The 23547-nt window shown below is 67.3% G+C and carries 22 protein-coding genes and 3 tRNA genes; 4 read left to right on the top strand and 21 right to left on the bottom strand.

The features are described from left to right. Nucleotides 1-18 precede the first annotated feature (18 nt). From ccmI to ccmA, 9 genes are read right to left on the bottom strand one after another with little or no spacing between them, the layout of a single operon-like run. The gene (gene ccmI, locus LWH48_RS07365) at nt 19-1269 is read right to left on the bottom strand and encodes a c-type cytochrome biogenesis protein CcmI (RefSeq protein WP_232912074.1); all 1251 of its coding nucleotides are present in this window, start codon (nt 1267-1269) and stop codon (nt 19-21) included. Continuing rightward, on the bottom strand, nt 1266-1736 hold the full coding sequence (locus tag LWH48_RS07360) for a cytochrome c-type biogenesis protein (RefSeq protein ID WP_232912073.1): 471 nt from the start codon (nt 1734-1736) through the stop codon (nt 1266-1268). Before LWH48_RS07360 ends, ccmI begins: the two co-directional genes overlap by 4 nt. After that, nucleotides 1724-2254: a DsbE family thiol:disulfide interchange protein gene (locus LWH48_RS07355; RefSeq protein WP_232912072.1), complete on the bottom strand. Its 531-nt coding sequence runs from the start codon at nt 2252-2254 to the stop codon at nt 1724-1726. The genes LWH48_RS07360 and LWH48_RS07355 overlap by 13 nt, the downstream gene beginning before the upstream one ends. Continuing rightward, a complete protein-coding gene (locus LWH48_RS07350; protein ID WP_232912111.1) occupies nt 2251-4245 on the bottom strand; it encodes a heme lyase CcmF/NrfE family subunit in 1995 nt (664 codons plus the stop codon). Before LWH48_RS07350 ends, LWH48_RS07355 begins: the two co-directional genes overlap by 4 nt. A gap of 26 nt (nt 4246-4271) precedes the next feature. Next, nucleotides 4272-4775 (bottom strand): cytochrome c maturation protein CcmE, encoded by a 504-nt coding sequence (gene ccmE / locus LWH48_RS07345; protein WP_161433016.1) that lies wholly within the window; start codon nt 4773-4775, stop codon nt 4272-4274. A 1-nt stretch (nt 4776) separates the two neighbouring features. Continuing rightward, the gene (gene ccmD, locus LWH48_RS07340) at nt 4777-5016 is read right to left on the bottom strand and encodes a heme exporter protein CcmD (protein ID WP_232912071.1); all 240 of its coding nucleotides are present in this window, start codon (nt 5014-5016) and stop codon (nt 4777-4779) included. Beyond that, a complete protein-coding gene (locus tag LWH48_RS07335) occupies nt 5016-5756 on the bottom strand; it encodes a heme ABC transporter permease (RefSeq protein WP_161431151.1) in 741 nt (246 codons plus the stop codon). Before LWH48_RS07335 ends, ccmD begins: the two co-directional genes overlap by 1 nt. A 14-nt stretch (nt 5757-5770) precedes the next feature. Further along, nucleotides 5771-6511 (bottom strand): heme exporter protein CcmB, encoded by a 741-nt coding sequence (gene ccmB / locus LWH48_RS07330; protein ID WP_161433015.1) that lies wholly within the window; start codon nt 6509-6511, stop codon nt 5771-5773. Between the two features lie 7 nt (nt 6512-6518). Continuing rightward, nucleotides 6519-7163: a cytochrome c biogenesis heme-transporting ATPase CcmA gene (gene ccmA, locus LWH48_RS07325; protein WP_161431148.1), complete on the bottom strand. Its 645-nt coding sequence runs from the start codon at nt 7161-7163 to the stop codon at nt 6519-6521. Between the two features lie 188 nt (nt 7164-7351). Between ccmA and lexA the strand changes: the two genes are divergently transcribed. Both lexA and LWH48_RS07315 read left to right on the top strand, forming a co-directional pair. After that, nucleotides 7352-7834: a transcriptional repressor LexA gene (gene lexA, locus LWH48_RS07320; protein ID WP_232912070.1), complete on the top strand. Its 483-nt coding sequence runs from the start codon at nt 7352-7354 to the stop codon at nt 7832-7834. Continuing rightward, the gene (locus tag LWH48_RS07315) at nt 7834-8451 is read left to right on the top strand and encodes an IMPACT family protein (protein WP_232912069.1); all 618 of its coding nucleotides are present in this window, start codon (nt 7834-7836) and stop codon (nt 8449-8451) included. Before lexA ends, LWH48_RS07315 begins: the two co-directional genes overlap by 1 nt. Nucleotides 8452-8534: 83 nt before the next feature. On the opposite strand, the gene LWH48_RS07310 is transcribed toward LWH48_RS07315, so the two are convergent. From LWH48_RS07310 to LWH48_RS07300, 3 genes are read right to left on the bottom strand one after another with little or no spacing between them, the layout of a single operon-like run. Beyond that, on the bottom strand, nt 8535-9857 hold the full coding sequence (locus LWH48_RS07310) for a sodium ion-translocating decarboxylase subunit beta (protein WP_232912068.1): 1323 nt from the start codon (nt 9855-9857) through the stop codon (nt 8535-8537). 10 nt (nt 9858-9867) lie between these two features. Next, nucleotides 9868-11688 (bottom strand): sodium-extruding oxaloacetate decarboxylase subunit alpha, encoded by a 1821-nt coding sequence (gene oadA, locus LWH48_RS07305; protein ID WP_232912067.1) that lies wholly within the window; start codon nt 11686-11688, stop codon nt 9868-9870. A gap of 50 nt (nt 11689-11738) precedes the next feature. Further along, nucleotides 11739-11993, bottom strand: a complete 255-nt coding sequence (locus LWH48_RS07300; RefSeq protein ID WP_232912066.1) for an OadG family protein — start codon at nt 11991-11993, stop codon at nt 11739-11741. A gap of 182 nt (nt 11994-12175) precedes the next feature. Here LWH48_RS07300 and LWH48_RS07295 point away from each other — a divergent pair, with 182 nt between their 5' ends. Further along, nucleotides 12176-13156 carry a tRNA dihydrouridine synthase gene (locus LWH48_RS07295; RefSeq protein WP_232912110.1) on the top strand — a complete coding sequence of 327 codons (981 nt, stop codon included), beginning with the start codon at nt 12176-12178 and terminating at the stop codon, nt 13154-13156. Between the two features lie 152 nt (nt 13157-13308). On the opposite strand, the gene LWH48_RS07290 is transcribed toward LWH48_RS07295, so the two are convergent. The 9 genes from LWH48_RS07290 to LWH48_RS07250 form a co-directional block, all read right to left on the bottom strand. Beyond that, nucleotides 13309-13385 (bottom strand) — tRNA-Arg (locus LWH48_RS07290). 48 nt (nt 13386-13433) lie between these two features. Next, nucleotides 13434-13510 (bottom strand) — tRNA-Arg (locus LWH48_RS07285). A 21-nt stretch (nt 13511-13531) separates the two neighbouring features. Beyond that, nucleotides 13532-13624 (bottom strand) — tRNA-Ser (locus LWH48_RS07280). 82 nt (nt 13625-13706) lie between these two features. Next, the gene (gene csrA / locus LWH48_RS07275) at nt 13707-13904 is read right to left on the bottom strand and encodes a carbon storage regulator CsrA (protein ID WP_161430110.1); all 198 of its coding nucleotides are present in this window, start codon (nt 13902-13904) and stop codon (nt 13707-13709) included. A gap of 207 nt (nt 13905-14111) precedes the next feature. Next, on the bottom strand, nt 14112-15365 hold the full coding sequence (locus LWH48_RS07270; protein WP_232912065.1) for an aspartate kinase: 1254 nt from the start codon (nt 15363-15365) through the stop codon (nt 14112-14114). A 107-nt stretch (nt 15366-15472) separates the two neighbouring features. Further along, nucleotides 15473-18082, bottom strand: coding sequence for an alanine--tRNA ligase (gene alaS, locus LWH48_RS07265; protein ID WP_232912064.1), 2610 nt, complete (start codon nt 18080-18082; stop codon nt 15473-15475). Between the two features lie 161 nt (nt 18083-18243). Then, the gene (locus tag LWH48_RS07260) at nt 18244-18726 is read right to left on the bottom strand and encodes a regulatory protein RecX (RefSeq protein WP_232912063.1); all 483 of its coding nucleotides are present in this window, start codon (nt 18724-18726) and stop codon (nt 18244-18246) included. 3 nt (nt 18727-18729) lie between these two features. Further along, nucleotides 18730-19797 (bottom strand): recombinase RecA, encoded by a 1068-nt coding sequence (recA, locus tag LWH48_RS07255; RefSeq protein ID WP_161430106.1) that lies wholly within the window; start codon nt 19795-19797, stop codon nt 18730-18732. A gap of 107 nt (nt 19798-19904) precedes the next feature. Continuing rightward, nucleotides 19905-20417: a CinA family protein gene (locus LWH48_RS07250; protein WP_232912062.1), complete on the bottom strand. Its 513-nt coding sequence runs from the start codon at nt 20415-20417 to the stop codon at nt 19905-19907. A gap of 151 nt (nt 20418-20568) precedes the next feature. Here LWH48_RS07250 and mutS point away from each other — a divergent pair, with 151 nt between their 5' ends. Further along, nucleotides 20569-23148 (top strand): DNA mismatch repair protein MutS, encoded by a 2580-nt coding sequence (gene mutS / locus LWH48_RS07245; RefSeq protein WP_232912061.1) that lies wholly within the window; start codon nt 20569-20571, stop codon nt 23146-23148. Nucleotides 23149-23547: the final 399 nt, after the last annotated feature.

Here is a 23547-nt window from a genome sequence, read left to right as displayed (position 1 = left end):
GCGGGCGGTCCACTCCGTTCAATCGACGACGCTGTCGATCACGATCTCGACCGGCTCGCCGTCGGTGTCGCCCACGGCGACACCGCCACGCTGGCCGAACATGTCGCCGGGCTGGGGCGTGGCCTGGCCACTCTCGGAGACGCGCACCACCAGGCGTGCCTGCTCGACCTGGCCGAGGTTGGCCTGGGGCGACATGGCGTGGCGCTGGTCGAGCACCAGCTCGGTGGGCAGGTCGCCCAGGGTCAGGCGGGCCACGGCCAGCGGCGGCAGCTCGCCGGCCATGTCCCGTGCGACCACGAACACCGGGGTGTTGTCGTCGAGGCGACCGGCGAGCTCCTCGTCCAGGCTGACGCGGGCCAGGATACCGGGACCCTGGGGCTCTTCCTCCACCGCCACGTCACCCTCGGGCTCCTGACCCAGGCGCTGCTGGGCGATCTGGATACCCTGGCGCAGCGCCTCACCGGAGGCGGGATCACTCATGCCGGCGATGGCACGCCGCCAGTTGTCGATGGCCTCCTGATAGGCGCCGCGGTCGAAGGCCTCGATGCCCAGCAAGCCGAGCACCGTGGGCTCGCTGGAGTTCTTCTCCAGGGTCTCGTCGACCAACTCCTGTACGCGGTCGGTCAGCCGGCGGCCGGCGACGAAGAACTCGATCTGGGCCAGCTGCGCCAGCAGCTGGGGATGGCGCCCCTCGATCTCGATCAGCCGCTCCAGGGCATCGATGGCCTCGCGCCCCTGGCCGCCGTCACGATAGAGCGGGAACAGCATGCTCCAGACGTTGGGGTTCTCCGGCTGGCGGGCGGCCTGCTCCTCGAGCCGCGCGATCAGCATCTCGGGGGAGCCCTCGGGATCGCTCATCACCTCCTGGCGTACGGCCATCAGCGCCAGGTCGCCCTCGGCGCCTTCGTGCTGATACCAGAGCACGCTGGCCACCACCACCGCCAGCATCACCAGCGGCACCGCCAGGCGCCCGGAGGCGGAGGCCTTGAGCGGGGCTCGCTTGAGTCGCTCGGTATCCTCGAGCAGGCTGCGCTCGAGCGCCAGGCGGTCCTCCTCGAAACTGGCCTGATCGATATCGCCGCGCTCGAAGGCGGCCTCCAGGGAGGCCAGGCGGCGCTGGTAGATGGCCACGTTCTGATCCGCGGAGCGGTCGTTGGTCTCATGATCGCGCTGGGCGTCGTGCACCGCGCGGGCTCGCTTGAGAGGCGCCACCAGCAGCCACAGGGCCGGCAGCAGCAGTAGGGCGAAGGCGATCCACAGCAGGGTCATTCGGTTCTCTCGCGGTTGATCAGGGCATCCAGGCGAGCACGTTCCTCGGCGGAGAGCTCCCTGTTGGAGGCGTTGCGACGGGCGCGTACCAGCAGGCCCACCAGCACCAGGCCAAGCAGGCCCAGCACCGCCGGCAGCCCCCACAGCAGGAAGGTGCGACCCTCGAGGCGCGGGTTGTAGAGCACGTAGTCGCCGAAGCGCTCCACCATGAAGTCGAGGATCTCCTTGTCCGAGCGACCGTCCTGGAGCAGCGCATAGACGCGGTCGCGCATGTCGCCGGCGATGGGGGAGTCGGAGTCATCGATGGCCTGGTTCTGGCACTTGGGGCAGCGCAGGGTGGCGGTCAGCTCGGCATAGCGCCGCTCCATGACCGGGCCATCGAACTCGCGAACCTCGATGCCGCCAGCCAACGCCAACCCCGGCAGCAGCAGTAGCAGCAGCAAGGCGGTTGGTATCAATCGCGCCATTTTTCTACCTCCGGCAGGATGACCTCGGTCACGTCCTGCGGCTTGATGTAGCCGGTATGGTGATAGCGAATCACCCCGTCGGCGTCGACCAGGAAGGTTTCCGGCGCGCCATACACGCCGAGGTCGAAGCCCAGGTCGCCGTCAGGGTCGAAGATGTTGACCTCGAAGGGGTTGCCGAACTCCTCCAGGAAGCCCATTCCCTTCTCCCGAGTGTCCTTGTAGTCGACCCCCACCAGGCGCACACCGCGCTCGGCGAGCTCGAGCAGCTGCGGCATCTCCTGCTTGCAGGTAGGACACCATTCGCCCCAGACGTTGACCAGGGTGACGTCTCCCTGAAGCAGGGACTCATCGACCGTGCGGGAGGGATCCTCGAGGGTCGTCAGCTCGAAGGCGGGAAAGGTCTCCGCCATCAGCGCCGAGTCACGATGGAAGGGGTTGAGCGACAGCCCCTGGTAGAAGAACACCGCCAGCACCAGGAAGAGGACCAGCGGCAGCAGCAGGACGAGGCGACGCTTCATGCGCTGACCTCCCGGCCCGCCGGGCGGGTCGCTTTCTCCTCAGGGTCCGGCGCGGTAGCCAGGCGCCGGTAGCGCTTGTCGGCCACCGCCAGCACCCCGCCAAAGGCCATCAGCAGGCCACCCAGCCACAGCCAGCGCACGAAGGGCTTGTACTGCACCCGCAGCGCCCAGCTGCCGTCACCCAGGTCCTCGCCCATGGCCACGTAGAGGTCGCGCAGGAAGCCGGGGCGCAGCGCCACCTGGGACATCGGCATGCGTGTCGCCAGGTAGAGGCGCTTCTCGGGATTCATGGCGAAGCTGCGGCGGCTGTCGCCATGCTGTACCGAGATGTTGGCCCGGTCGGCCAGGAAGTTGGCTCCCTGGCGACGGGAGAGTTCGTTCATGGTGAAGGTGTAGCCGGCCACCTCGACGCTGTCGCCCGGTGCCATGCGCACGTTCTGCTCGATGCTGTAGTTGGAGACCACCGCCACGCCGACGATGGTCACCGCCACGCCCAGGTGGCCGAGCTGCATGCCCCAGTAGGCCAGCGACAGCTTCTTGAGCCCGGCGCCCACGGAGCTGGCGTTACGGGTCTTCTCGAACAGGTCACGCAGCATCGGCAGCACGATCCACAGCGCCGCGATCAGGCCCAGCGCCACCGCCGGACTCCAGCGTTCGGCGAACAGCAGCGGCAGCGCGGCCCCCAGCACCACGGCACCCACGGCAGCCAGCCACAGCCGTTTGACCAGCAGGCTCACCGGTGTCTGCTTCCAGCGCGCCACCTGGCCGAGTCCCATGAACAGCGCGAGAAGTAGGGTAAGCGGCACGAAGAGGGCGTTGAAGTAGGGAGGACCGACGCTGATCTTGCCCAGGTCCAGGGCATCGAGCAGCAGCGGGTAGACGGTTCCCATCAGCACGGTGATCGTCATGATCACCAGCAGGATGTTGTTGATCAGCAGCAGGGCGTCGCGGGAGAGCCAGGTGAAGCCGACCTTGTGGCCGACCCGCGGCGCGCGCAGCGCGAACACCAGCAGCGAGAGGCCCACGGTGATGCCCAGCAGCACCAGGATGAACTGGCCGCGGGAGGGGTCGTTGGCGAAGGCATGCACCGAGGTCAGCACCCCGGAGCGCACCAGGAAGGTGCCCAGCAGCGACAGCGAGAAGGTGAAGATCGCCAGCAGCAGGGTCCAGCTCTTGAAGGCACCGCGCTTCTCGGTCACCGCCAGGGAGTGCATCAGCGCCGTGCCGGTCAACCAGGGCAGCAGCGAGGCGTTCTCTACCGGGTCCCAGAACCACCAGCCGCCCCAGCCCAGCTCGTAGTAGGCCCACCAGCTACCCAGGGCGATGCCCACGGTGAGGAAGGCCCAGGCCAGGTTGGTCCAGGGGCGCGCCCAGCGGGCCCAGGCCGCATCCAGACGACCGCCCAGCAGGGCGGCGATGGCGAAGGCGAAGACGACCGAGAAGCCCACATAGCCCATGTAGAGCATCGGCGGGTGCATGATCAGGCCGATGTCCTGGAGCAGCGGGTTGAGGTCGGCACCGTCGCCCGGCACGTTGGGCAGCAGGCGCTCGAAGGGGTTGGAGGTGACCAGCACGAAGGCCAGGAAGCCGGTGCCGACCAGCCCCAGCACGCCCAGCACCCGCGCCACCATGTCGCGTGGCAGCTCCCGGGAGAAGCGCGAGGCGAAGTAGCCCCAGGCGGCCAGCAGCAGGCTCCACAGCAGTACCGAGCCCTCATGGTTGCCCCACACGGCACTGAGCTTGTAGTACCAGGGCAGCATGGAGTTGGAGTTGTTGGCCACGTTGGTCACGCTGAAGTCGTCCAGCATGTAGCTGGCCGTCAGACAGGCGTAGGCGATGGCCACGAACAGCAGCTGCCCGGCCGCCATGGGCCGGGCATAGGCCATCCACAGCGGGCGGCGGGTGGCCGCGCCGGCCAGTGGCAACACGCCCTGCACGGCGGCCATCAGCATGGCGATCACCAGGGCGTAGTGGCCGATCTCGGGGATCATCAGGGTCTGCATGGGTTCTCCGCTCGTTACTGGCTGGCGCCTTGCTGCTGGGCTTCCATCCGCTCACCCACCTCGGCGGCCTTGGCCTGATAGTCCTCCGGCGAGTAGCCGGCGTCTTCCAGGGCCTGGGCCACCTCGGGAGGCATGTAGTTCTCGTCGTGGCGAGCCAGCACCTGGTCGGCACGCAGCCAGCCCTCGGACTGCAGTTCGCCGACCACCACCACGCCCTGCCCCTCGCGGAACAGGTCGGGCAGGATGCCGCTGTAGCGCACCTCGAGATCATCGACATAGTCAGTGACCACGAAGGCCACATCGAGGCTCTCCGGATCACGGGCCACGGTGCCCTCCTTGACCATGCCACCGGCACGGATCTGGCGTTCGAAGGGGGCATCCCCGGCGGCGATCTGTACCGGGCTGAAGAACAGGTTGATGTTACTGCGCAGGGCGTAGAGAGTCAGGCCCACGGCGATCGCGGCCAGGGCGACGAGCCCCAGGATCACGAAGAGCCTCTGCTTGCGCTTCGGTGTCAGGCTAAGTGTCATGACGATTACCACCCGATTGATGTGAAACTTTCGTTGCCTCGTCTTGATCGACTCCTAGGCGCTGCTCGCGACGGACGCGACGCTGCAGGCTGCGCAGCAGCTGGCGGCGCTCGGCGCGGGCGTGGAGGACGATGGCGACGAGCAGCGCGGCGGTCGCCGCCCAGGCCGCCCAGACATAGGGGGCATGCCCCCCCATGGCGATGAATTCGTTGAAGGATTCGAAGGCCATCAGCGCTCTCCTCCGGCCAGGTCACGCACCCAACGCTTGTTGGATTCGCGGCGCAGGATCTCGCTCCGCGTGCGCATCAGGGTCACAGCGATGAAGAAGCTGTAGAACCCCAGCACCATGATCAGCAGCGGGACCCACATCTCCATGGGCATGCCGACACGCCCGGTAACAGTAAAGGTGGCGGGCTGGTGCAGGGTGTACCACCAGTCCACCGAGTACTTGATGATGGGGATATTGATCACACCCACCATGGCCAGCACGGAGGCGGCCCGAGAAGCGCTGTCGCGGCTGGCGAAGGCGCCGCGCAGGGCGATCACACCCAGGTAGAGGAAAAACAGGATCAGCATCGAGGTCAGCCGCGCATCCCACATCCACCAGGTGCCCCAGGTAGGCACGCCCCACACCGCCCCGGAGAACAGCGAGATGAATGTCATGGCGGCCCCCAGCGGCGCCATCATCGCCGCGACCATGTCGGCCACCTTGATCTTCCACACCATGTAGACCAGGCCACACACCGCCATGCTGACGAAGATCGACTGGGCCAGGAAGGCCGCCGGCACATGCACGTAGATGATGCGGAAGCTGTTGCCCTGCTGATAGTCCGCCGGGGCGAAGGCCAGCCCCCAGACGCTGCCCACCAGGATCAGCGCAGCCGCGGCCACCCAGAACCACGGCAGCAGCCGTTCGCTGATGGCGTAGAACCACTTGGGGGAACGCAACTTGTTAATGAAGGCCCACATGCCTTTTCCACCTCTCAACCGTTGATACTGATGCGCAGCGACGCCGCGATCGCCCAGGGGGCCAGCATCAGTGACAGGGCCAGCAGGGCCCCCAGAATCGCCAGATGTGCGGCGGCGCCATCGCCCATGATCGCCGCCTGAACGGCACCGGCGCCGAAGATCAGCACCGGGATATAGAGCGGCAGTACCAGCAGCGACAGCAGCACCCCGCCGCGTGACAGCCCCACCGTGAGCGCCGCGCCGATGGCACCGATCAGGCTCAGGCTGGCGGTGCCCAGGGCCAGGGAGAAGGCCAGTATCAGGTAGCTGCCCGCCGGCAGCGCCAGCATGATGCCCAATACTGGGGCCATCAGCGCCAGCGGCAGTCCGGTCAGCAGCCAATGAACCGCCACCTTGGCCAGGCCCAGCATGGGCAGCGGCTGTGGCGTCAGCAGCAGCTGCTCCAGGGAGCCGTCCTCGTAGTCGCCGCGAAACAGGCTGTCCAGGGAGAGCAGCGCCGCCAGCAGCGCCGCCACCCACAGCAGCCCGGGGGCGATGGTGGCCAGCAGTTCCGGGTCCGGCGAGATGCCGATCGGGAACAGGGTGATCACCAGGGCGAAGAACACCAGCGGATTGAGCACCTCGCTGCGTCGACGCATCAGCAGGGTCAGGTCGCGCTTGAGCGTCGCCCAGACTGCGACCGTCAGGCCGCCGCGGGGTTCCCCTGCAGTGACCTGACGGTCGCCGTTATCGCGCTTGCTGTCGCTGCCGTTCATGCGAGTATCAGCGCTCGGCATCTTGCCCTCCCCGGCCGAGACGGACATGCCGCAGCTCTTCCGACGCCTTGAGTTCATGGTGAGTGGTCACCAGCACACAGCCCCCCGAACGGGCGTGGACCACAAGACGCTCCTCCAGCGCCGCGACCCCATGGCGGTCGATGGCGGTAAAGGGTTCGTCCAGCACCCACAACGGACGCGGCGTGAGCTCCAGTCGGGCCAGCGCCACCCGACGCTGCTGGCCGGCCGAGAGCTGTCCGGCCGGCACGTCCTCGAAGCCCGCCAGCCCCACCGACTCAAGCGCCGCCAGGCGCGGGGCCTCATGGACGGCTTCACCGGCCAACGCCTGGTACCAGGCGAGGTTCTCCAGCGGTGTCAGCGCCGCCTTGACCCCCGGGGCATGGCCCAGATAGAGCAGGTTCTCGAGGAAGGACTGGCGCGCCTGACGCATGGGCCGTTCGTTCCAGAACAGTTCGCCATGGTAATCGGCGAGCTGGCCGGAAAGGATCTTGAGCAGGGTGGTCTTGCCACTGCCGTTGGGGCCTTCGACGCGCACGATCTCACCGCCGCGGATATCCAGGTCGAGATCCTCGAACAGCCACCGATCATCCCGTTCACAGGCCAGGCCTCTGGCTTGCAGGCGCAGGGTCAAGACACTCTCCGGCGTGGGTAATTTGGCTCGAGACTCTACACGGAAAGGGCTTTTTCTACCAGAGACGCCTGCCGCGTCAGCAGGTCGCGGTTGACATGCATCAAGCGCATCGTCGATTGGTCGCCTTGCCAGATTCGGGCGCCCTGCTATGCTCACCATACACTGTATGTTTCAACAGGAGATACAGCATGCCCGAGGTCACCACGCAGTTCCTGCTCCGTCGTACCAACCGGCGCCTCGCCGAGGCCTGGTCGCCCTGCCCCATGCCCGGCGATGCGCAGGAGATGGTCGAGGTCCCGCTGCTGGGCAACGTCTCGGCGGGCATGCCCATCGAGGCCTGTCCCAGCGTCAGCCATATCCGCGTCCCCCGGCGCATGGTGCGGCGCAACACCTACGCCCTGCGCGTGCGCGGTGACTCGATGATCGATTGCAACATCTTCGACGGGGATGTGATCATCATCGAACAGTGCGAGAGCGCCGAGAACGGCGAGACCGCGGTAGTGATGATCAACAACCGGGAGGTCACCCTGAAGAAGCTCTATATCGAGAAGTCCGGTGTACGCCTGCAGCCCGCCAACCAGCAGATGGCCCCCATCTTCCTCAGGAACAGCGATATCCAGGTGCTGGGCATGGTGATGGGCGTGGTGCGCCAGGGCGAGTTGGCCGCCTGATGCGCTACCCGGTACCCGACCTGCCACCGGGAGAGTGGCGGGAAACCGAGATCGAGGTCGAGCGCAGCCGCTTTATCGCCTGGCTCTGCCACGCCCCTACCGTCGCCACCTTCGATGCGCTGCTGTCATCCGCCCGCGAGCGCCACCCCAGCGCCAGCCACCATTGCAGCGCCTTCATCGCCGGGCCGCCCGGCGAGCAGGCCGCCATCGGCTTCTCCGACGACGGCGAGCCCGGCGGAACCGCCGGCCGCCCCATGTTTCAGGTGCTGGAGGGCTCGGGCCTGGGCCAGGTGGGCTGCGTGGTCACACGTTACTTCGGCGGCACCAAGCTGGGCACAGGCGGCCTGGCCCGCGCCTACAGCCAGGCCGTGTCCCAGGCACTGGAGACCCTGCCGAGACGCGAGGTCGTCGAGCGCACCTCGCTGCGCCTGCGGATCGACTTCGCCGGCGAGGCCGAGGCCCGGGCCTGGCTCGCCGAGCGCGAGATCCCCGTCGAGGCGGCCGACTACGACGCCCAGGGCGTGCGCCTCACCATCGGCTGGCCCCGCGACGTTGAGGTCGAGCTGAGCCCGCTGGCTTCGCGGCTGCGCGGTCACCTCGAGCTCCTCGAGGCCTGACCCCTCCCCCCCCCTGTTGCCACCCGGAAAAGACGAAAGGCGCTCGCAGGCGCCTTTCGCAGTGGCTGGCATCGCCGTAGCGATCAGCCCAGGTACTTGATCATCACCCCGGCGGCCACCGCCGAGCCGATCACCCCGGCCACGTTGGGCCCCATGGCATGCATCAGCAGGAAGTTGTGCGGGTTGGCCTCCAGCCCCACCTTGTTGGAGACCCGTGCCGCCATGGGCACCGCCGAGACGCCCGCCGAGCCGATCAGCGGATTGATCGGAATGCGGCTCATCACGTTCATCAGCTTGGCCATCAGCACCCCAGCCGCGGTGCCGATGCCGAAGGCCACGATGCCCAGCGCCAGGATGCCCAGGGTCTCCACGGCCAGGAAGCTCTCGGCCATCAGCTTGGAGCCCACCGAGAGACCCAGGATGATGGTGACGATGTTGATCAGGGCGTTCTGGGCGGTATCGGAGAGGCGCTCCACCACCCCGCACTCGCGCATCAGGTTGCCGAAGCAGAACATCCCCAGCAGCGGTGCCGCATCGGGCAGGAAGAAGGCCACCAGCAGCAGGATGGCGATGGGGAAGGCGATCTTCTCGCGCTTCGACACCGGCCGCAGCTGGGTCATGGTGATCTCGCGCTCCCGCTTCGAGGTCAGCAGCTTCATGATCGGCGGCTGGATCAGCGGCACCAGGGCCATGTAGGCGTAGGCGGCCACGGCGATCGCACCCAGCAGTTCGGGAGCCAGCACGCTCGACACGTAGATCGAGGTGGGGCCGTCGGCGCCGCCGATGATGCCGATGGCAGCGGCCTGGTTGAGCGAGAAGTCCATCACGCCCAGCGACGAGAGGCCCACCGCGCCGAACAGGGTGGCGAAGATGCCGAACTGTGCCGCCGCGCCCAGGAACAGGGTCCGCGGATTGGCCAGCAGCGGGCCGAAGTCAGTCATCGCGCCCACGCCCATGAAGATGATCAGCGGGGCGATGCCGGAGGCGATGGCAACCTTGTAGAAGCTGTAGAGCATGCCGTCGCCATAGCCGACGCCCACCGCGATATCGCGCGCGGCGCGCAGCGCATCCGGCGCGGCCCCGTCGTGGGCCACGCCCTTGAGCGACTCGCGCCACGCCTCGGCGTTGGCCAGGGGGTCGAGGGTCACGCCCAGCGCCGTCGCGAGCTGCTGCAGCACCGCTGGCTTGGCCACCTCGATGGCCTGGTCCAGCGCCGACAGCGCCAGGCCCGCCTCGGGAATGTTGGCCAGGATGCCGCCGAAGCCGATGGGCACCAGCAGCAGCGGCTCGAACTTCTTGGCGATGGCCAGGTAGAGCAGCAGCATGCCGACCAGGATCATCACGGCCTGACCCGGCGTCAGGTTGTAGACCCCCGAGCCGTACCAGAGTGTCAGTAGTTTCTCCATGTCGGGGCCCTTAGAGCTCGATCAGCACGTCACCGACGGCGACGCTGTCGCCCTCGCTGACCTTGACGGAAGAGACGGTACCGGCGCTTGCGGCACGCACCTCGGTCTCCATCTTCATCGCCTCGAGGATGATCACCACATCCCCCTCGGCGACGCTGTCCCCCTCGCGCACGTTGACCTTGAAGATGTTACCGGCCAGGGGCGCAGTGATCGCCTCGCCGCTGGGGGCGGCAGGGGCGCCGGCGGCGGGCTGGGCGGCCGCGGCCTGCTCCTGGACGGCACCGACCTCGCCGCCCTCGGCGACCTCGACCACATACTGCTTGCCGTTGACCTTGACGGTATAGGTCTCGGGGCCGGCCGGGGCACCGCCTTGGGTCGCGGGTGCCTTGGCCTCTGCTTTCGCGGGCAGGCTGGCGCCGGCCTCGGAGACCTGGGGCGCCGGCTCGAAGGCATCGGGGTTGTCGCGGTTGTTGAGGAACTTCAGGCCGATCTGGGGGAACAGCGCATAGGTGAGCACGTCGTCGATCTCGCGCTCGCCCTCGGCCAGGCGGATGCCGTCGGCCTTGGCCTTCTCCTTGAGCTCGGCGGAAAGCCGGTCCATCTCGGGGCTGAGGTTGTCGGCCGGGCGGCAGGTGATCGGCTCGCCCCCCTCCAGCACGCGCGCCTGCAGTTCCTTGTTGAACGGCGCCGGGGCGGCACCATACTCGCCCTTGAGCAGCGCCTGGACCTCCTTGGAGATCGACTTGTAGCGCTCCCCCATCATCACGTTCATCACCGCCTGGGTGCCGACGATCTGGGAGGTGGGGGTGACCAGCGGAATAAAGCCCAAATCTTCCCGTACCCTGGGAATTTCTTTAAGCACATCGTCGAGCTTGTCGCCGGCGCCCTGCTCCTTGAGCTGGCCTTCCATGTTGGTGAGCATGCCGCCCGGCACCTGGGCGATCAGGATGCGCGAGTCGATGCCCTTCAGCGAGCCCTCGAAGGCGGCGTACTTCTTGCGCACCTCGCGGAAATAGGCGGCGATCTCCTCGAGCAGCTCGAGGTCGAGGCCGGTGTCGCGCTCGGTGCCCTGGAGGATGGCCACCACCGATTCGGTGGGGCTGTGTCCATAGGTCATCGACATCGAGGAGATGGCGGTATCGACGTTGTCGATACCCGCCTCGGCGGCCTTGAGGGCGGTGGCGGTGGACATGCCGGTGGTGGCATGACACTGCATGTGAATGGGGATATCCACCGCCTTCTTGAGCTTGGTGACCAGTTCAAAGGCGTCGTAGGGCTTGAGCAGGCCGGCCATGTCCTTGATGCAGAGCGAATCGGCACCCATGGCGGCGATGGTCTTGCCGAGTTCGACCCAGCCGTCCAGGGTGTGCACCGGGCTCACCGTGTAGGAGAGCGTGCCCTGGGCATGGCCCTCGACCTTGCGGACGGCCTGGATGGCACGCTCCAGGTTGCGCGGGTCGTTCATGGCATCGAAGACGCGGAACACGTCGACGCCGTTGGTCCTGGCCCGCTCGACGAACTTGTCCACCACGTCATCGGCGTAGTGGCGATAGCCCAGCAGATTCTGGCCACGCAGCAGCATCTGCTGGGGGGTGTTGGGCATGGCGGCCTTCAACGCCCGTATCCGCTCCCACGGATCCTCGCCGAGGTAGCGGATACAGGCGTCGAAGGTGGCCCCGCCCCAGGACTCCAGCGACCAGAAGCCGACGCGGTCGAGCTTCTCGGCAATGGGCAGCATGTCGTCGAGACGCATGCGGGTGGCGAACAGCGACTGGTGGGCGTCACGCAGGACCACATCGGTGATGCCCAGCGGGCGAGCGTTGTCAGTCATGGGTTTGACCTTGAGGTAGTGGATGTAGGGAGAAGGGAGGCAGGCGAGGTTCAGCGGCGGTGTCGGCGGCGATAGTGGTGCACCGCGGCGGTGATGGCCACCATGACGTCATCGTCCTGGCCCTGGGGGGCCGCGCCACGACCGCGTGCCGGCACCGGAGGCGCCACGGGCTCCGGGAAGAAGCGACCGATTGCCTTGGACATCAGGGTGGTGACGATGACTAGCAAGGTAAGAAAAACAAAAACAAAGCCCATGCCAAGGGCCATGAGGGAGAGTCCCTCTTCCAGCAGCTGCATGTCCTGCATCGCGCGCCTCTCCTGTTGAACATGTACCTCCATGCGCCTCAACGGTGCGAGACATGGCGGCTTGCGCAAAATTTTCGATGCTATAACCTGCCACACTCTGATCAGATTGCAATGGTGCTGTGGTGGAAGTCGGCGTTGTTAATTTACTACAAGATGTACCGGGCAGGGTCGGCCTGGCCCCCATGGAGGGCGTTATCGACGCCCACACCCGGGACCTGCTGACCCGGCAGCCGGGCTTCGACTGGGCGGTCACCGAGTTCGTCCGCGTGGTAGATGCCCGACTGCCACCGCGCGTCTTCCACAAGCACTGCCCCGAACTCCAGGGCGCTCGCATGACGACTCCGGCCGGCGTACCGGTTCAGCTACAGCTTCTCGGCTCCGATCCCGAGGCCCTGGCGGCCAACGCCGCCCAGGCACTGCGCCTAGGCGCCACCGGTGTCGACCTCAACTTCGGCTGCCCGGCAAAGCTGGTCAACCGCCACGATGGCGGCGCCTCGCTGCTGCGCGACCCACGGCGCGTGCATGCCGTGGTCGCTGCCGTGCATGAGACAGTGGGCCAGCATATTCCAGTGACCGCCAAGATCCGCCTGGGCTTCGCCGATCGACGCCTGGCACTGGCCTGCGGGCGCGCTGCCCAGGCAGGGGGTGCCCGCCACCTGGTGGTGCATGGCCGCACCCGGGAAGAGGGCTACCGCCCACCGGCCCACTGGGAGTGGATCGGCCGCATTCGACGCGACCTGACCATCCCGGTGATCGCCAACGGCGACATCTGGACCCTCGAGGACTACTGGAAGGCCCGCACCCTCTCCGGCTGCCGACACGTGATGCTTGGCCGAGGCGCCCTGGCCGACCCCTGGCTGGCAGCCCGCATCCGCCACTGGCAGCATACCGGCGAGCGGCTGCCGCCCACCCCCTGGGCGGCGCGGGCAGCAATCCTCGATGAATTCGCCACCCTCCAGCGCCGAGCTCTGCCCGAACGCGTCGTCACCTCCCTGGTCAAGCAGTGGCTCAACCATATGCGCCAGGCAGACGCCGAGGCGGCCCGACGCTTCCAGCGACTCAAGCGTCTCACCGGGCTGGATGACCTGCTCGCGGGTCTGATCGCCGACACCCCGGAGGCAGCCGGCCTCAGACAGACGGCGACAAGCGCAGCGGTGATATAGAAAAGAAAAAAAGAGGCGCACGTCGCAATCGACGGCGCCTCAAACGATCGCAGGGGCGCCCGGAGAAGCGCCCCGGCTAGCAGAAACCGGGAGGGACAGGACGTCCCAAAAAAGAGAAGACCCGCCCTCGCGATGGAGGACGGGTCAAGATCTGGCGCGCCCGGGAGGATTCGAACCTCCGACCACCTGATTCGTAGTCAGGTACTCTATCCAGCTGAGCTACGGGCGCGTAGTGCGGTGTTTTCAGTGACCGCCATCACCTGTCTTGCGTGGAAGCTGGCGCGCCCGGGAGGATTCGAACCTCCGACCACCTGATTCGTAGTCAGGTACTCTATCCAGCTGAGCTACGGGCGCTGATGCTTCACGGTGTCGCCGTGGCGGAGAGGGAGGGATTCGAACCCTCGAAGAGGCTATAAACCCCTTACTCCCTTAGCAGGGGAGCGCCTTCAGCCACTCGGCCACCTCTCCCTAACGACACGGCGCATATCTTACCGTTTCCGAAGGGGTTTGTCCAGCGCCCCCACGGCTTTTTTGTCTGCAGCCCTGACCGCTACTCTTCGTGACCAGAACCTTCCTCGTCACTCTTCTCGCGCTGAATGCGTTGGTAGATCTCCTCGCGATGAACTGCCACATCCTTCGGCGCATTCACCCCAATACGGACCTGGTTGCCTTTCACGCCCAGCACCGTCACGGTGATGTCGTCACCTATCATCAGGGTCTCGCCGACACGGCGGGTCAGGATGAGCATGGCTGATCTCCTTCTCAGGCTTGTTCTCTGGCTGGCAACGGGATGTTGGCCGGCAGTACCACGCCGCCTCAGTATGTGGCAGAACGTCCTCCGTGACCAACACGGCGGCCCATCAAACACGGGCCGCCCGTTGAAGGGAAGCCCCGCCGCAGGACGCGGCGGGCCTTTCTACCAGCGTAGAAGGTAATCTGCCGCCACGGGGTCGGCTTATTCCTCGCTCTCGATATCGGCCTTGTCGAGGCCGAAGGCCTTGTGCAGGGCGCGCACGGCCAGCTCCATCTGCTTCTCGTCGATCACCACCGAGATCTTGATCTCGGAAGTGGAGACCATGCGGATGTTGATGTTCTCCTCGGAGAGCACGCGGAACATCTTTGAGGCCACGCCGGCATGGGAGCGCATGCCGACGCCCACCAGGGAGACCTTGGCGATGTTGTCGTCACCTTTGATCTCACCCTCGCCCAGGTCCGGCAGCACCTGCTCGTTGAGGATCTTGAGGGTCTGCTTGTAGTCACCCTTGGCCACGGTGAAGGTGAAGTCGGTGTAGTCGCCGGCCGGCGCCACGTTCTGAACGATCATGTCGACTTCGATGTTGGCGTCGGCGATGGGGCCGAGGATGCGCGAGGCCACGCCCGGCACGTCGGGGGTATTGAGCAGGGTCAGCTTGGCCTCGTTGGCGGTGAAGGCGATACCGGAGATCAGCGGTTCTTCCATGGTGTCCTCGTCTTGGTCAGAGTCTGCAACGATCAGGGTGCCGGGGCCGTCCTCGAAGCTGGACAGCACGCGCAGCGGCACATTGTACTTGCCGGCGAATTCGACGGCGCGAATCTGCAGCACCTTGGAGCCCAGGCTGGCCAGCTCCAGCATCTCCTCGACGGTGATGCTCTCGAGGCGCTGGGCCTTGCTGCACACCCGGGGATCGGTGGTGTAGACGCCATCGACGTCGGTATAGATCTGGCACTCGTCGGCCTTCAGCGCCGCAGCCAGGGCCACGCCAGTGGTATCGGAGCCGCCGCGACCGAGGGTGGTGATGTTTCCCTCCTCGTCGACCCCCTGGAAGCCGGCGACCACCACCACCTGGCCATCGTCCAGGTCGGACTGCAGCTCATCGGTCTCGATACGCTGGATGCGCGCCTTGGTGTGGGCGCTGTCGGTCTGGATGCCCACCTGGGAGCCGGTATAGGAGGTCGCCGGCACGCCCAGCTTGTGCAGCGCCATGGCCAGCAGCGAGATGGTCACCTGCTCGCCGGTGGAGACCAGCATGTCCATCTCGCGCGGGGTCGGCTCATCGTTGATCTCGTTGGCCATGCCGATCAGTCGATTGGTCTCGCCGCTCATGGCGGAGACCACCACGACGACCTGGTGGCCATTGTCGCGGAAGCCCTTGACCTTCTCGGCCACGGCCTTGATGCGCTCCACGGAGCCCACCGAGGTGCCGCCGAACTTCTGTACGTATAATGCCATCGGTGAAATTTCCCCTCGTATGTCGGGCAGCTAGGCCCGGGTGAGTGAAAGGTGTCTCTCTACAAGCAGGGCCGGCGCCTCGCGGCTACCGGCCCTCTCGAATCCTGCTAAAGGCGCTCCTCGACCCAGGCGGCAACGCCCTCCAGGGCCGCCGGCAGGGCTGCCACGTCGCTGCCACCGGCCTGGGCCATGTCGGCGCGACCGCCACCCTTGCCGCCTACCCGGCCGGCCACGTGATTGACCAGCTCGCCGGCCTTGACACGCGAGGTGAGGTCATCGGTGACACCAGCGATCAAGCTGACCTTGCCGGCCGCCTCGTCGCCCACGCCCAGCACGATGATGCCTGAACCCAGCTTGTTCTTGAGCTGGTCGAGCATGCCGCGCAGCTCCTTGCCGGAGACGCCCTCCAGCGACCTGGCCAGCACCTTGACCCCCTTGATCTCGCGAGCCTCGGCGACCAGGTCGCTGCCGGCGGCGCTGGCCAGCTTGGCCTTGAGGCGCTCGAGCTCCTTCTCCAGGGTGCGGTTGCGCTCCACCAGCGACTCCACGCGCTCCTCGACCTGCTCGGGCTTGGCCTTCAAGCGCTCGCCGACACGGTTGAGCCTGGCCTCCTGCTCATGGAACCAGGCCAGCGCGCCCTCGCCGGTGATCGCCTCGATGCGGCGCACGCCGGAGGCGATGCCCTGCTCGCTGACGATATGGAAGCAGCCGATGTCGCCGCTGCGCGCCACATGGGTGCCGCCGCACAGCTCGATGGAGAAGTCGCCGGCACCGATGGTCAGCACCCGCACGCTGTCGGCGTACTTGGCCTCGAAGAGCGCGGCGGCCCCCTTGGCCTTGGCCTCATCCAGGGTCATCTGCTCGATGCGGGTCGGTGCGTTGGCCAGGACCTGCTCGTTGACCAGGCGCTCCACCTCGGCGAGCTGCTCGGCGGTCATCGGCTCGAAGTGGCTGAAGTCGAAGCGCAGCCGCTCCGGGGTCACCAGGGAACCCTTCTGGGCCACATGGTCACCCAGCACCAGGCGCAGCGCCTTGTGCATCAGGTGGGTGGCGGAGTGGTTGCGCACCGTGGCGGCGCGCAGGCCGGCGTCCACCTGGGGCCGTACCGCGTCGCCCTGCGCCAGCTCACCCTCGAGCAGCACGCCGTGGTGCAGGTGGTGGCCGCCCTGCTTCTGGGTGTCCTCGACCAGGAAGCGGCCACCGCCATCGAGATGCAGGTAGCCGGTGTCGCCCACCTGGCCGCCGGACTCACCGTAGAAGGGGGTCCGATCGAGCACCACCACCGCCTTGTGCTCCGGCACGAGCCGTTCCAGGGCGTTGCCCTCGCGGTCGGCCAGGGCGGTGACGGTGGCGCGATCCTCGAGGCGCTCGTAACCGGTGAAGTCGGTCTCGCCCTCGAGCTCCAGGGCGGCGCCGTAGTCGGCACCGAACTGGCTCGCCGCCCGGGCGCGCTCGCGCTGGGCCTCCAGCGCGCGCTCGAAGCCGACCTCGTCCAGGGTCACGCCGCGCTCGCGGCAGACGTCGGCGGTCAGGTCATAGGGGAAGCCGTAGGTGTCATAGAGCTTGAACACCGTCTCGCCGGGCAGCACCTCACCGTCGAGGCCGGACAGGGCCTCCTCGAGCAGGCCCATGCCGTGCTCCAGGGTGCGGGCGAACTGCTCCTCCTCCTTGAGCAGCACGCGCTCGATCTGGTGGCGCGCCTCGCGAAGCTCGGGATAGGCGTCGCCCATCTCGGCGTCCAGCGCCCCCACCAGCCTGTGGAAAAAGTTGCCCTGGGCGCCCAGCTTGTGGCCGTGGCGGATGGCACGACGGATGATCCGGCGCAGCACGTAGCCGCGCCCCTCGTTGGAGGGCAGCACACCATCGGCGACCAGGAAGGCGCAGGAGCGGATATGGTCGGCGATCACCCGCAGCGAGGGTGCGCGGGTATCTGCGTGGCCGGTATGTCGCGCCGCCGACTCCAGCAGGTTCTGGAACAGGTCGATCTCGTAGTTGGAGTGCACGCCCTGCATCACCGCGGCGATGCGCTCCAGCCCCATGCCGGTATCGATGGAGGGTTTGGGCAGCGGATGCATGGTGCCCTCGGCGTCACGATCGAACTGCATGAACACCAGGTTCCAGATTTCGATGTAGCGGTCGCCGTCCTCCTCGGGGCTCCCGGGCGGGCCACCCCACACCTCGGGACCGTGGTCATAGAAGATCTCGGAACTCGGCCCGCAGGGTCCGGTGTCGCCCATCTGCCAGAAGTTGTCCTCGTCGAGCTTCGAGAAGCGCTCGGGGTCGATGCCGACCTCCTCCTTCCAGATGCGCTCGGCCTCGTCGTCGCTGACGTGCACGGTGACCCACAGCTTCTCCTTCGGCAGCCCCAGGGTGCCGGTGAGGAACTCCCAGGCGAAGCGGATGGCATCGCGCTTGAAGTAGTCGCCGAAGCTGAAGTTGCCCAGCATCTCGAAGAAGGTGTGGTGACGCGCAGTATAGCCGACGTTGTCGAGGTCGTTGTGCTTGCCTCCGGCGCGCACGCAGCGCTGGGCCGAGGCGGCACGCACATAGGGGCGCGGGTCGCGACCCAGGAAGACGTCCTTGAAGGGCACCATGCCCGCATTGGTGAAAAGCAGGGTCGGGTCGTTGCCGGGAACCAGGGAGCTGGAGGGCACGACGGTGTGGCCGTGCTCCTCGAAGTAACTCAGAAAGGCCTGTCTGATGTCTGCGCTTTTCATGGGGTATCCGTGGCGATGAACGGGGGACCCGGCGGGCGACGCTGGCTCGAGACGGGCGCCACGAGGCGCGTGAACATGGCGCATCGCAGTGCCGCGGGGGGCCACCCGGGGCGTTCGCAAAGGGAGACATTATAGCGCAGTTGTCAAGGGACTGAAGGGGGCTAGTCCGATGCGGAGTCCCAGGCATGGGCCAGGGCGTGGCGCACCTGGTCGAAGTCGAAGCCGCGGCTTGCCAGGAAGCGCTCGCGACGGGCGCGCTCGCGCGGGGTGTCGCCGGGGCCCGTGAAACGCCGCGCGAGCGCCGCACAGGCCAGGCCTGGCCAGTCGGCCTCGCCGGCCTGTTCGCTCGCGGCGAAGGCGGCCTGGACCTCCTCACGACCGAGGCCACGCCGTTCCAGCTCCAGGCGAATCTTCACCGGCCCCTGGCCGCGGAAGATCCGCGAGCGCAGGAAACTTTCGGCGAAGCGGGCGTCGGACTGCAGTCCCTGCTCGGCGAGGTCGTCGAGACACTCGGCGATGCTGTCGTCGGCATGCCCCTTCGCCGCCAGGCGCTCGGCCAGCTCGGCGCGAGAGTACTCACGCCGGGCCAGCAGCCGGACGGCATCATCACGGGGCGTGGCGTCGCTGGCGGTTCGCTCCAGCATGGCTTACAGCAGGTCGTCGTCCTGCTCGTCGCCAGCCGGCAGCACGGCCTCCTCAGCCTCCTCCTTTTTCGGCTCCACCGGGGCGAGCAGCTGGGCGCGGATCTGGCTCTCGATCTCCTCCATCACTGCCGGGTTGTCCTCGAGGAACTGGGCGGCATTAGCCTTGCCCTGGCCGATCTTGTTGCCCTGATAGCTGTACCAGGCGCCCGCCTTGTCGATCAGCTTGCACTGCACGCCCAGGTCGACCACCTCGCCGGCATGGTAGATCCCCTTGCCGTAGAGGATCTGGAACTCGGCCTGGCGGAACGGCGGCGCGACCTTGTTCTTGACCACCTTGACGCGGGTTTCGTTACCGGTCACCTCGTCGCCCTGCTTCACCGAGCCGGTGCGACGGATATCCAGGCGCACGCTGGAGTAGAACTTCAGGGCGTTGCCACCGGTGGTGGTCTCGGGGCTACCGAACATCACGCCGATCTTCATGCGGATCTGATTGATGAACACCACCATGCAGTTGGCGTTCTTGATATTGCCGGTGATCTTGCGCAGGGCCTGGGACATCAGGCGCGCCTGCAGGCCGACGTGGGAGTCGCCCATCTCGCCCTCGATCTCGGCCCGCGGGGTCAGCGCCGCCACCGAGTCGATGATGATCACGTCGACGCCGCCGGAGCGCACCAGCATGTCGCAGATCTCCAGGGCCTGCTCGCCGGTGTCGGGCTGGGAGACCAGCAGGTCATCCAGGTTGACGCCGAGCTTCTCGGCATAGCTCGGGTCCAGGGCATGCTCGGCGTCGATGAAGGCGCAGGTCTTGCCCTGCTTCTGGGCCTGGGCGATCACCGACAGGGTCAGGGTGGTCTTGCCCGAGGACTCGGGGCCGAAGATCTCGACCACCCGGCCCAGCGGCAGGCCGCCGATGCCCAGCGCGATATCCAGGCCCAGCGAACCAGTGGAGACAGAGGGCATCACCACGCGCGGGGCGTCGCCCAGGCGCATCACGGTGCCCTTGCCGAACTGGCGATCGATCTGGGAAAGAGCGGCTTCCAGCGCCTTGGAACGATTGTCTTCCTGAGCCATCACGGGCCTCCTCAATCTGGGTCTCTGGATACTGTATGACTGACCAGTAGTATGGAGAAAAATGGCGCGCTCGGCCAGCGAAAATTGTTCCCGGGCGAGCGGCGACCTCAGCGCGCCTCGAGACGTCGCACCAGCCCGACCAGCGCCTCGCGCACCGCCTGCTCGCGCACCGCCCGGCGATCGCCGGGATAGCGATGGCACTCAGCCTCGGCGTGTTCGGCGTCACCCCACGCCAGCCACACGGTACCCACCGGCTTGTCGGCGCTGCCACCGCCCGGTCCGGCCACGCCGCTGATCGCCACACCGAGATCACCACCGCTGTCGCGGCAGGCACCACGCACCATGGCCTCGACAACCTCCGGGCTGACCGCTCCATGCGCGTCGAGCAACGCCTCCTCCACGCCCAGCAGGCGGGTCTTGGCGGCGTTGGAGTAGGTGACGTAGCCGGTCTCGAAGTAGTCGGAGCTGCCGGCCACCGAGGTGATGGCGCTGGCCACCCCGCCGCCGGTACAGGATTCGGCGCAGGTGATGATCACCCCTCGGTCTCGGCACAGGCGACCCAGGCGCTCGGCCAGGGTGGACAGGTCGAGGTTGGCGAGGCTGGCGGCAGAGTGGGGCATGGTGAGGACTCCTGCACGGTGGATCGAAGGCATGCCTGACGAGGCAGGACCATCTGCGTAGAATACTGCCTTTGCCGAGGGGATGCAGGCGCAGCCGATTCGCGTGCGCCTCCGACGACCGCTCAACGAGACCAGGAGCCCAGAGATCGCCATGTCCCAGGCCAGCGCCCAGCATACGCCGATGATGGCCCAGTACCTGAAGATCAAGCGCGAGCACCCGGAGGTGCTGCTCTTCTATCGCATGGGCGACTTCTACGAGCTGTTCTTCGATGACGCCAGGCGCGCCGCGGCGCTGCTCGACATCACCCTGACCCAGCGCGGTCAGTCCGCCGGGCAGCCGATCCCCATGGCCGGGGTGCCCTACCATAGCGCAGAGGGGTACCTGGCGCGCCTGGTGGCCGCCGGCGAATCGGTGGCGATCTGCGAACAGATCGGCGACCCCGCCACCAGCAAGGGGCCGGTGGAGCGCCGCGTGGTGCGTATCGTCACCCCCGGCACCCTGTATGACGAAGCCCTGCTGGATGCCCGCCGCGACAACCTGCTGGTGGCCGTGCATGCCGCCGGCGAGCGCATCGGCCTGGCCTGGCTGGAGCTCTCCAGCGGTCGCTTCAGCGTACTGGAGGTGGAGGGCGAAGGCGAGATGCTCGCCGAGCTCCAGCGCCTCGACCCGGCCGAACTGCTGGTGGCCGAGAGTCTCTCCCTGCCGCCGGCCCTGGAGGGGCGCCGCGGTCTGCGCCGCCAGAGCGACTGGCTGTTCGACCCGGAGAGCGCCACCCGCCTGCTCTGCGACCAGTTCCAGGTGCAGGACCTGCGCGGCTTCGGCTGCGCCCACCTGGAGGCCGCCATCACCGCCGCCGGGGTCCTCGTCGAGTATGCCCGGGACACCCAGCGCTCGCGCCTGCCCCACGTCACCGCCATCGGCGTGGAGAGCCGCGACGACGCGGTGGTCATCGACGCTGCCAGCCGTCGCAATCTGGAGATCGACGTCAACCTCGGTGGCAGCGGCGACAACACCCTGGCCAGCGTGCTCGACACCACCGCCACCGCCATGGGCTCGCGGCTGCTCAAGCGCTGGCTCAACCGCCCGCTGCGTGACCGCGAGCGCATCCAGGCACGCCAGAGCGCCGTGACACTGCTGCTGGAGGCGGACGGCTTCGAGGTTCTGCGCGACTCGCTCAAGGCGATCGGCGACGTGGAGCGCATCCTGGCCCGGGTGGCCCTCTACAGTGCCCGTCCACGGGACCTGGCCCGGCTGCGCGACGCCTTCAACGCCCTGCCCGACCTCGAGGCCCGGCTCGCCGACTACCCCGAGGGCTCCACCCTGGACGAGCTGAAGCGTCATGTCCGCCCCTACCCCGAGCTCGCCGACACCCTGAACCGCGCCCTGGTGGAGAACCCGCCGGTGGTGATCCGCGACGGCGGGGTGCTCGCCGAGGGCTACGATGCCGAGCTCGACGAGCATCGCGGGCTGGCCGAGCACGCCGGCGATTACCTTGTGAGGCTGGAGACCCGGGAGCGGGAACGCACCGGCCTGCCCGGCCTCAAGGTCGGCTACAACCGGGTCCACGGCTACTATATCGAGATCCCCCGCGCCCAGGCCAAGGAGGCCCCGGCGGACTATATCCGCCGCCAGACCCTGAAGAACGCCGAGCGCTTCATCATCCCCGAGCTCAAGGAGTTCGAGGACAAGGCGCTGTCGGCGAAGTCCCGGGCACTCGCCCGGGAGAAGCTGCTCTATGAGGGACTGCTCGACACCCTCAACGCCGAGCTCGACGCCCTCCAGGCCAGCGCTCGGGCACTGGCGGCCCTGGACGTGCTGTGCGCCTTCGCCGAGCGCGCCCGCGCCCTGGAGTTCGTGCGCCCGCACCTGGCCGATACCCCGGGCATCGCCATCCGCGGCGGTCGCCACCCGGTGGTGGAGCGAGTCTCCGACGCTCCCTTCGTGCCCAACGACCTGATGATGGGCGACGACCGCCGCATGCTGGTGATCACCGGCCCCAACATGGGCGGCAAGTCCACCTACATGCGCCAGGCCGCGCTGATCGTGCTGCTCGCCCACACCGGCAGCTTCGTGCCGGCAGACGAAGCGGAGATCGGCCCGGTGGACCGTATCTTTACCCGCATCGGCTCCTCGGACGACCTGGCCGGCGGACGCTCCACCTTCATGGTGGAGATGACCGAGACCGCCAGCATCCTGCACAACGCCACCGACGAAAGCCTGGTGCTGATGGACGAGATCGGCCGCGGCACCAGCACCTTCGATGGCCTGTCGCTGGCCTGGGCCAGCGCCGAGCACCTGACCCGCACCCGCGCCTTCACGCTGTTCGCCACCCACTACTTCGAGATGACGGCCCTGCCCGAGCAGGCCGAGGGGGTGGCCAACGTTCACCTCACCGCGGCGGAACACAGGGACGGCATCGTCTTCATGCACCGGGTGGAGGAGGGTCCAGCCAGCCAGAGCTACGGCCTGCAGGTGGCGCAGCTCGCCGGCGTACCCCAGGGAGTGATCGCCCGAGCCCGGGAGAAGCTCGCCCAGCTGGAACAGCAGGAGGTCGACCAGGGCAGCCGCCCGGCGCGCAGCGATGGCGATGCAGTGGCGGCACCGCTGCAGAACGACCTCTTTGCCAGCACGCCGCACCCGCTGGTGGAGGAGCTCGGCGGACTCGGCCTCGACGACCTGACCCCGCGCCAGGCGCTGGAGCTGCTCTATCGTTGGCGGGAAACGCTTTGAATCCGACAATGTATGTCGCCGCTGCCAGCATCGCTCGGGCTGACCCGGGGGCAGGCCTGCAGGGAGGCGCTGTGAACCCATCCTTGGGCGCTACCGACGCCCTGCTTCGCTCCCGCGTCCCGCTCCGCTTGCAGGTCCGGTGCTGGCCATCCATGGCCAGCCCGTTCGGAGCAGCGCTCCTCACCCCTGGCGTAGGATCTCCCTTTCGGCCAGCTCCCGGCGCTCCTCGCTTCGTGCCGGGCGACACTATCTTGCAGCCGCTTGCTTGCGGCGGCCTGGCGGCGGCGACTAGAATGGACGAATACCCTGGCTTCTTAGAATAAGGAAGCTGGTTTTTATTACCTTTTACTATTCACATCGGTCGGGATCCGCCACGGCAGCGAACCGGGCCATGAGGGA

It is taken from the genome of Halomonas sp. G15 (assembly GCF_021282295.1).
Lineage (GTDB): Bacteria > Pseudomonadota > Gammaproteobacteria > Pseudomonadales > Halomonadaceae > Halomonas > Halomonas alimentaria.
Note: the sequence above shows the minus strand (reverse complement) of the source record. Positions and strands in the feature narration are given on the sequence as shown.

Coding starts and splice junctions, on each gene's coding strand:
- ccmI (WP_232912074.1), bottom strand. CDS start 1,269: ATGACCCTGCTGTGGATCGCCTTCGCCCTACTGCTGCTGCCGGCCCTG.
- LWH48_RS07360 (WP_232912073.1), bottom strand. CDS start 1,736: ATGGCGCGATTGATACCAACCGCCTTGCTGCTGCTACTGCTGCTGCCG.
- LWH48_RS07355 (WP_232912072.1), bottom strand. CDS start 2,254: ATGAAGCGTCGCCTCGTCCTGCTGCTGCCGCTGGTCCTCTTCCTGGTG.
- LWH48_RS07350 (WP_232912111.1), bottom strand. CDS start 4,245: ATGATCCCCGAGATCGGCCACTACGCCCTGGTGATCGCCATGCTGATG.
- ccmD (WP_232912071.1), bottom strand. CDS start 5,016: ATGGCCTTCGAATCCTTCAACGAATTCATCGCCATGGGGGGGCATGCC.
- LWH48_RS07335 (WP_161431151.1), bottom strand. CDS start 5,756: ATGTGGGCCTTCATTAACAAGTTGCGTTCCCCCAAGTGGTTCTACGCC.
- ccmB (WP_161433015.1), bottom strand. CDS start 6,511: ATGAACGGCAGCGACAGCAAGCGCGATAACGGCGACCGTCAGGTCACT.
- lexA (WP_232912070.1), top strand. CDS start 7,352: ATGCCCGAGGTCACCACGCAGTTCCTGCTCCGTCGTACCAACCGGCGC.
- LWH48_RS07315 (WP_232912069.1), top strand. CDS start 7,834: ATGCGCTACCCGGTACCCGACCTGCCACCGGGAGAGTGGCGGGAAACC.
- LWH48_RS07310 (WP_232912068.1), bottom strand. CDS start 9,857: ATGGAGAAACTACTGACACTCTGGTACGGCTCGGGGGTCTACAACCTG.
- oadA (WP_232912067.1), bottom strand. CDS start 11,688: ATGACTGACAACGCTCGCCCGCTGGGCATCACCGATGTGGTCCTGCGT.
- LWH48_RS07300 (WP_232912066.1), bottom strand. CDS start 11,993: ATGCAGGACATGCAGCTGCTGGAAGAGGGACTCTCCCTCATGGCCCTT.
- LWH48_RS07295 (WP_232912110.1), top strand. CDS start 12,176: ATGGAGGGCGTTATCGACGCCCACACCCGGGACCTGCTGACCCGGCAG.
- csrA (WP_161430110.1), bottom strand. CDS start 13,904: ATGCTCATCCTGACCCGCCGTGTCGGCGAGACCCTGATGATAGGTGAC.
- LWH48_RS07270 (WP_232912065.1), bottom strand. CDS start 15,365: ATGGCATTATACGTACAGAAGTTCGGCGGCACCTCGGTGGGCTCCGTG.
- alaS (WP_232912064.1), bottom strand. CDS start 18,082: ATGAAAAGCGCAGACATCAGACAGGCCTTTCTGAGTTACTTCGAGGAG.
- LWH48_RS07260 (WP_232912063.1), bottom strand. CDS start 18,726: ATGCTGGAGCGAACCGCCAGCGACGCCACGCCCCGTGATGATGCCGTC.
- recA (WP_161430106.1), bottom strand. CDS start 19,797: ATGGCTCAGGAAGACAATCGTTCCAAGGCGCTGGAAGCCGCTCTTTCC.
- LWH48_RS07250 (WP_232912062.1), bottom strand. CDS start 20,417: ATGCCCCACTCTGCCGCCAGCCTCGCCAACCTCGACCTGTCCACCCTG.
- mutS (WP_232912061.1), top strand. CDS start 20,569: ATGTCCCAGGCCAGCGCCCAGCATACGCCGATGATGGCCCAGTACCTG.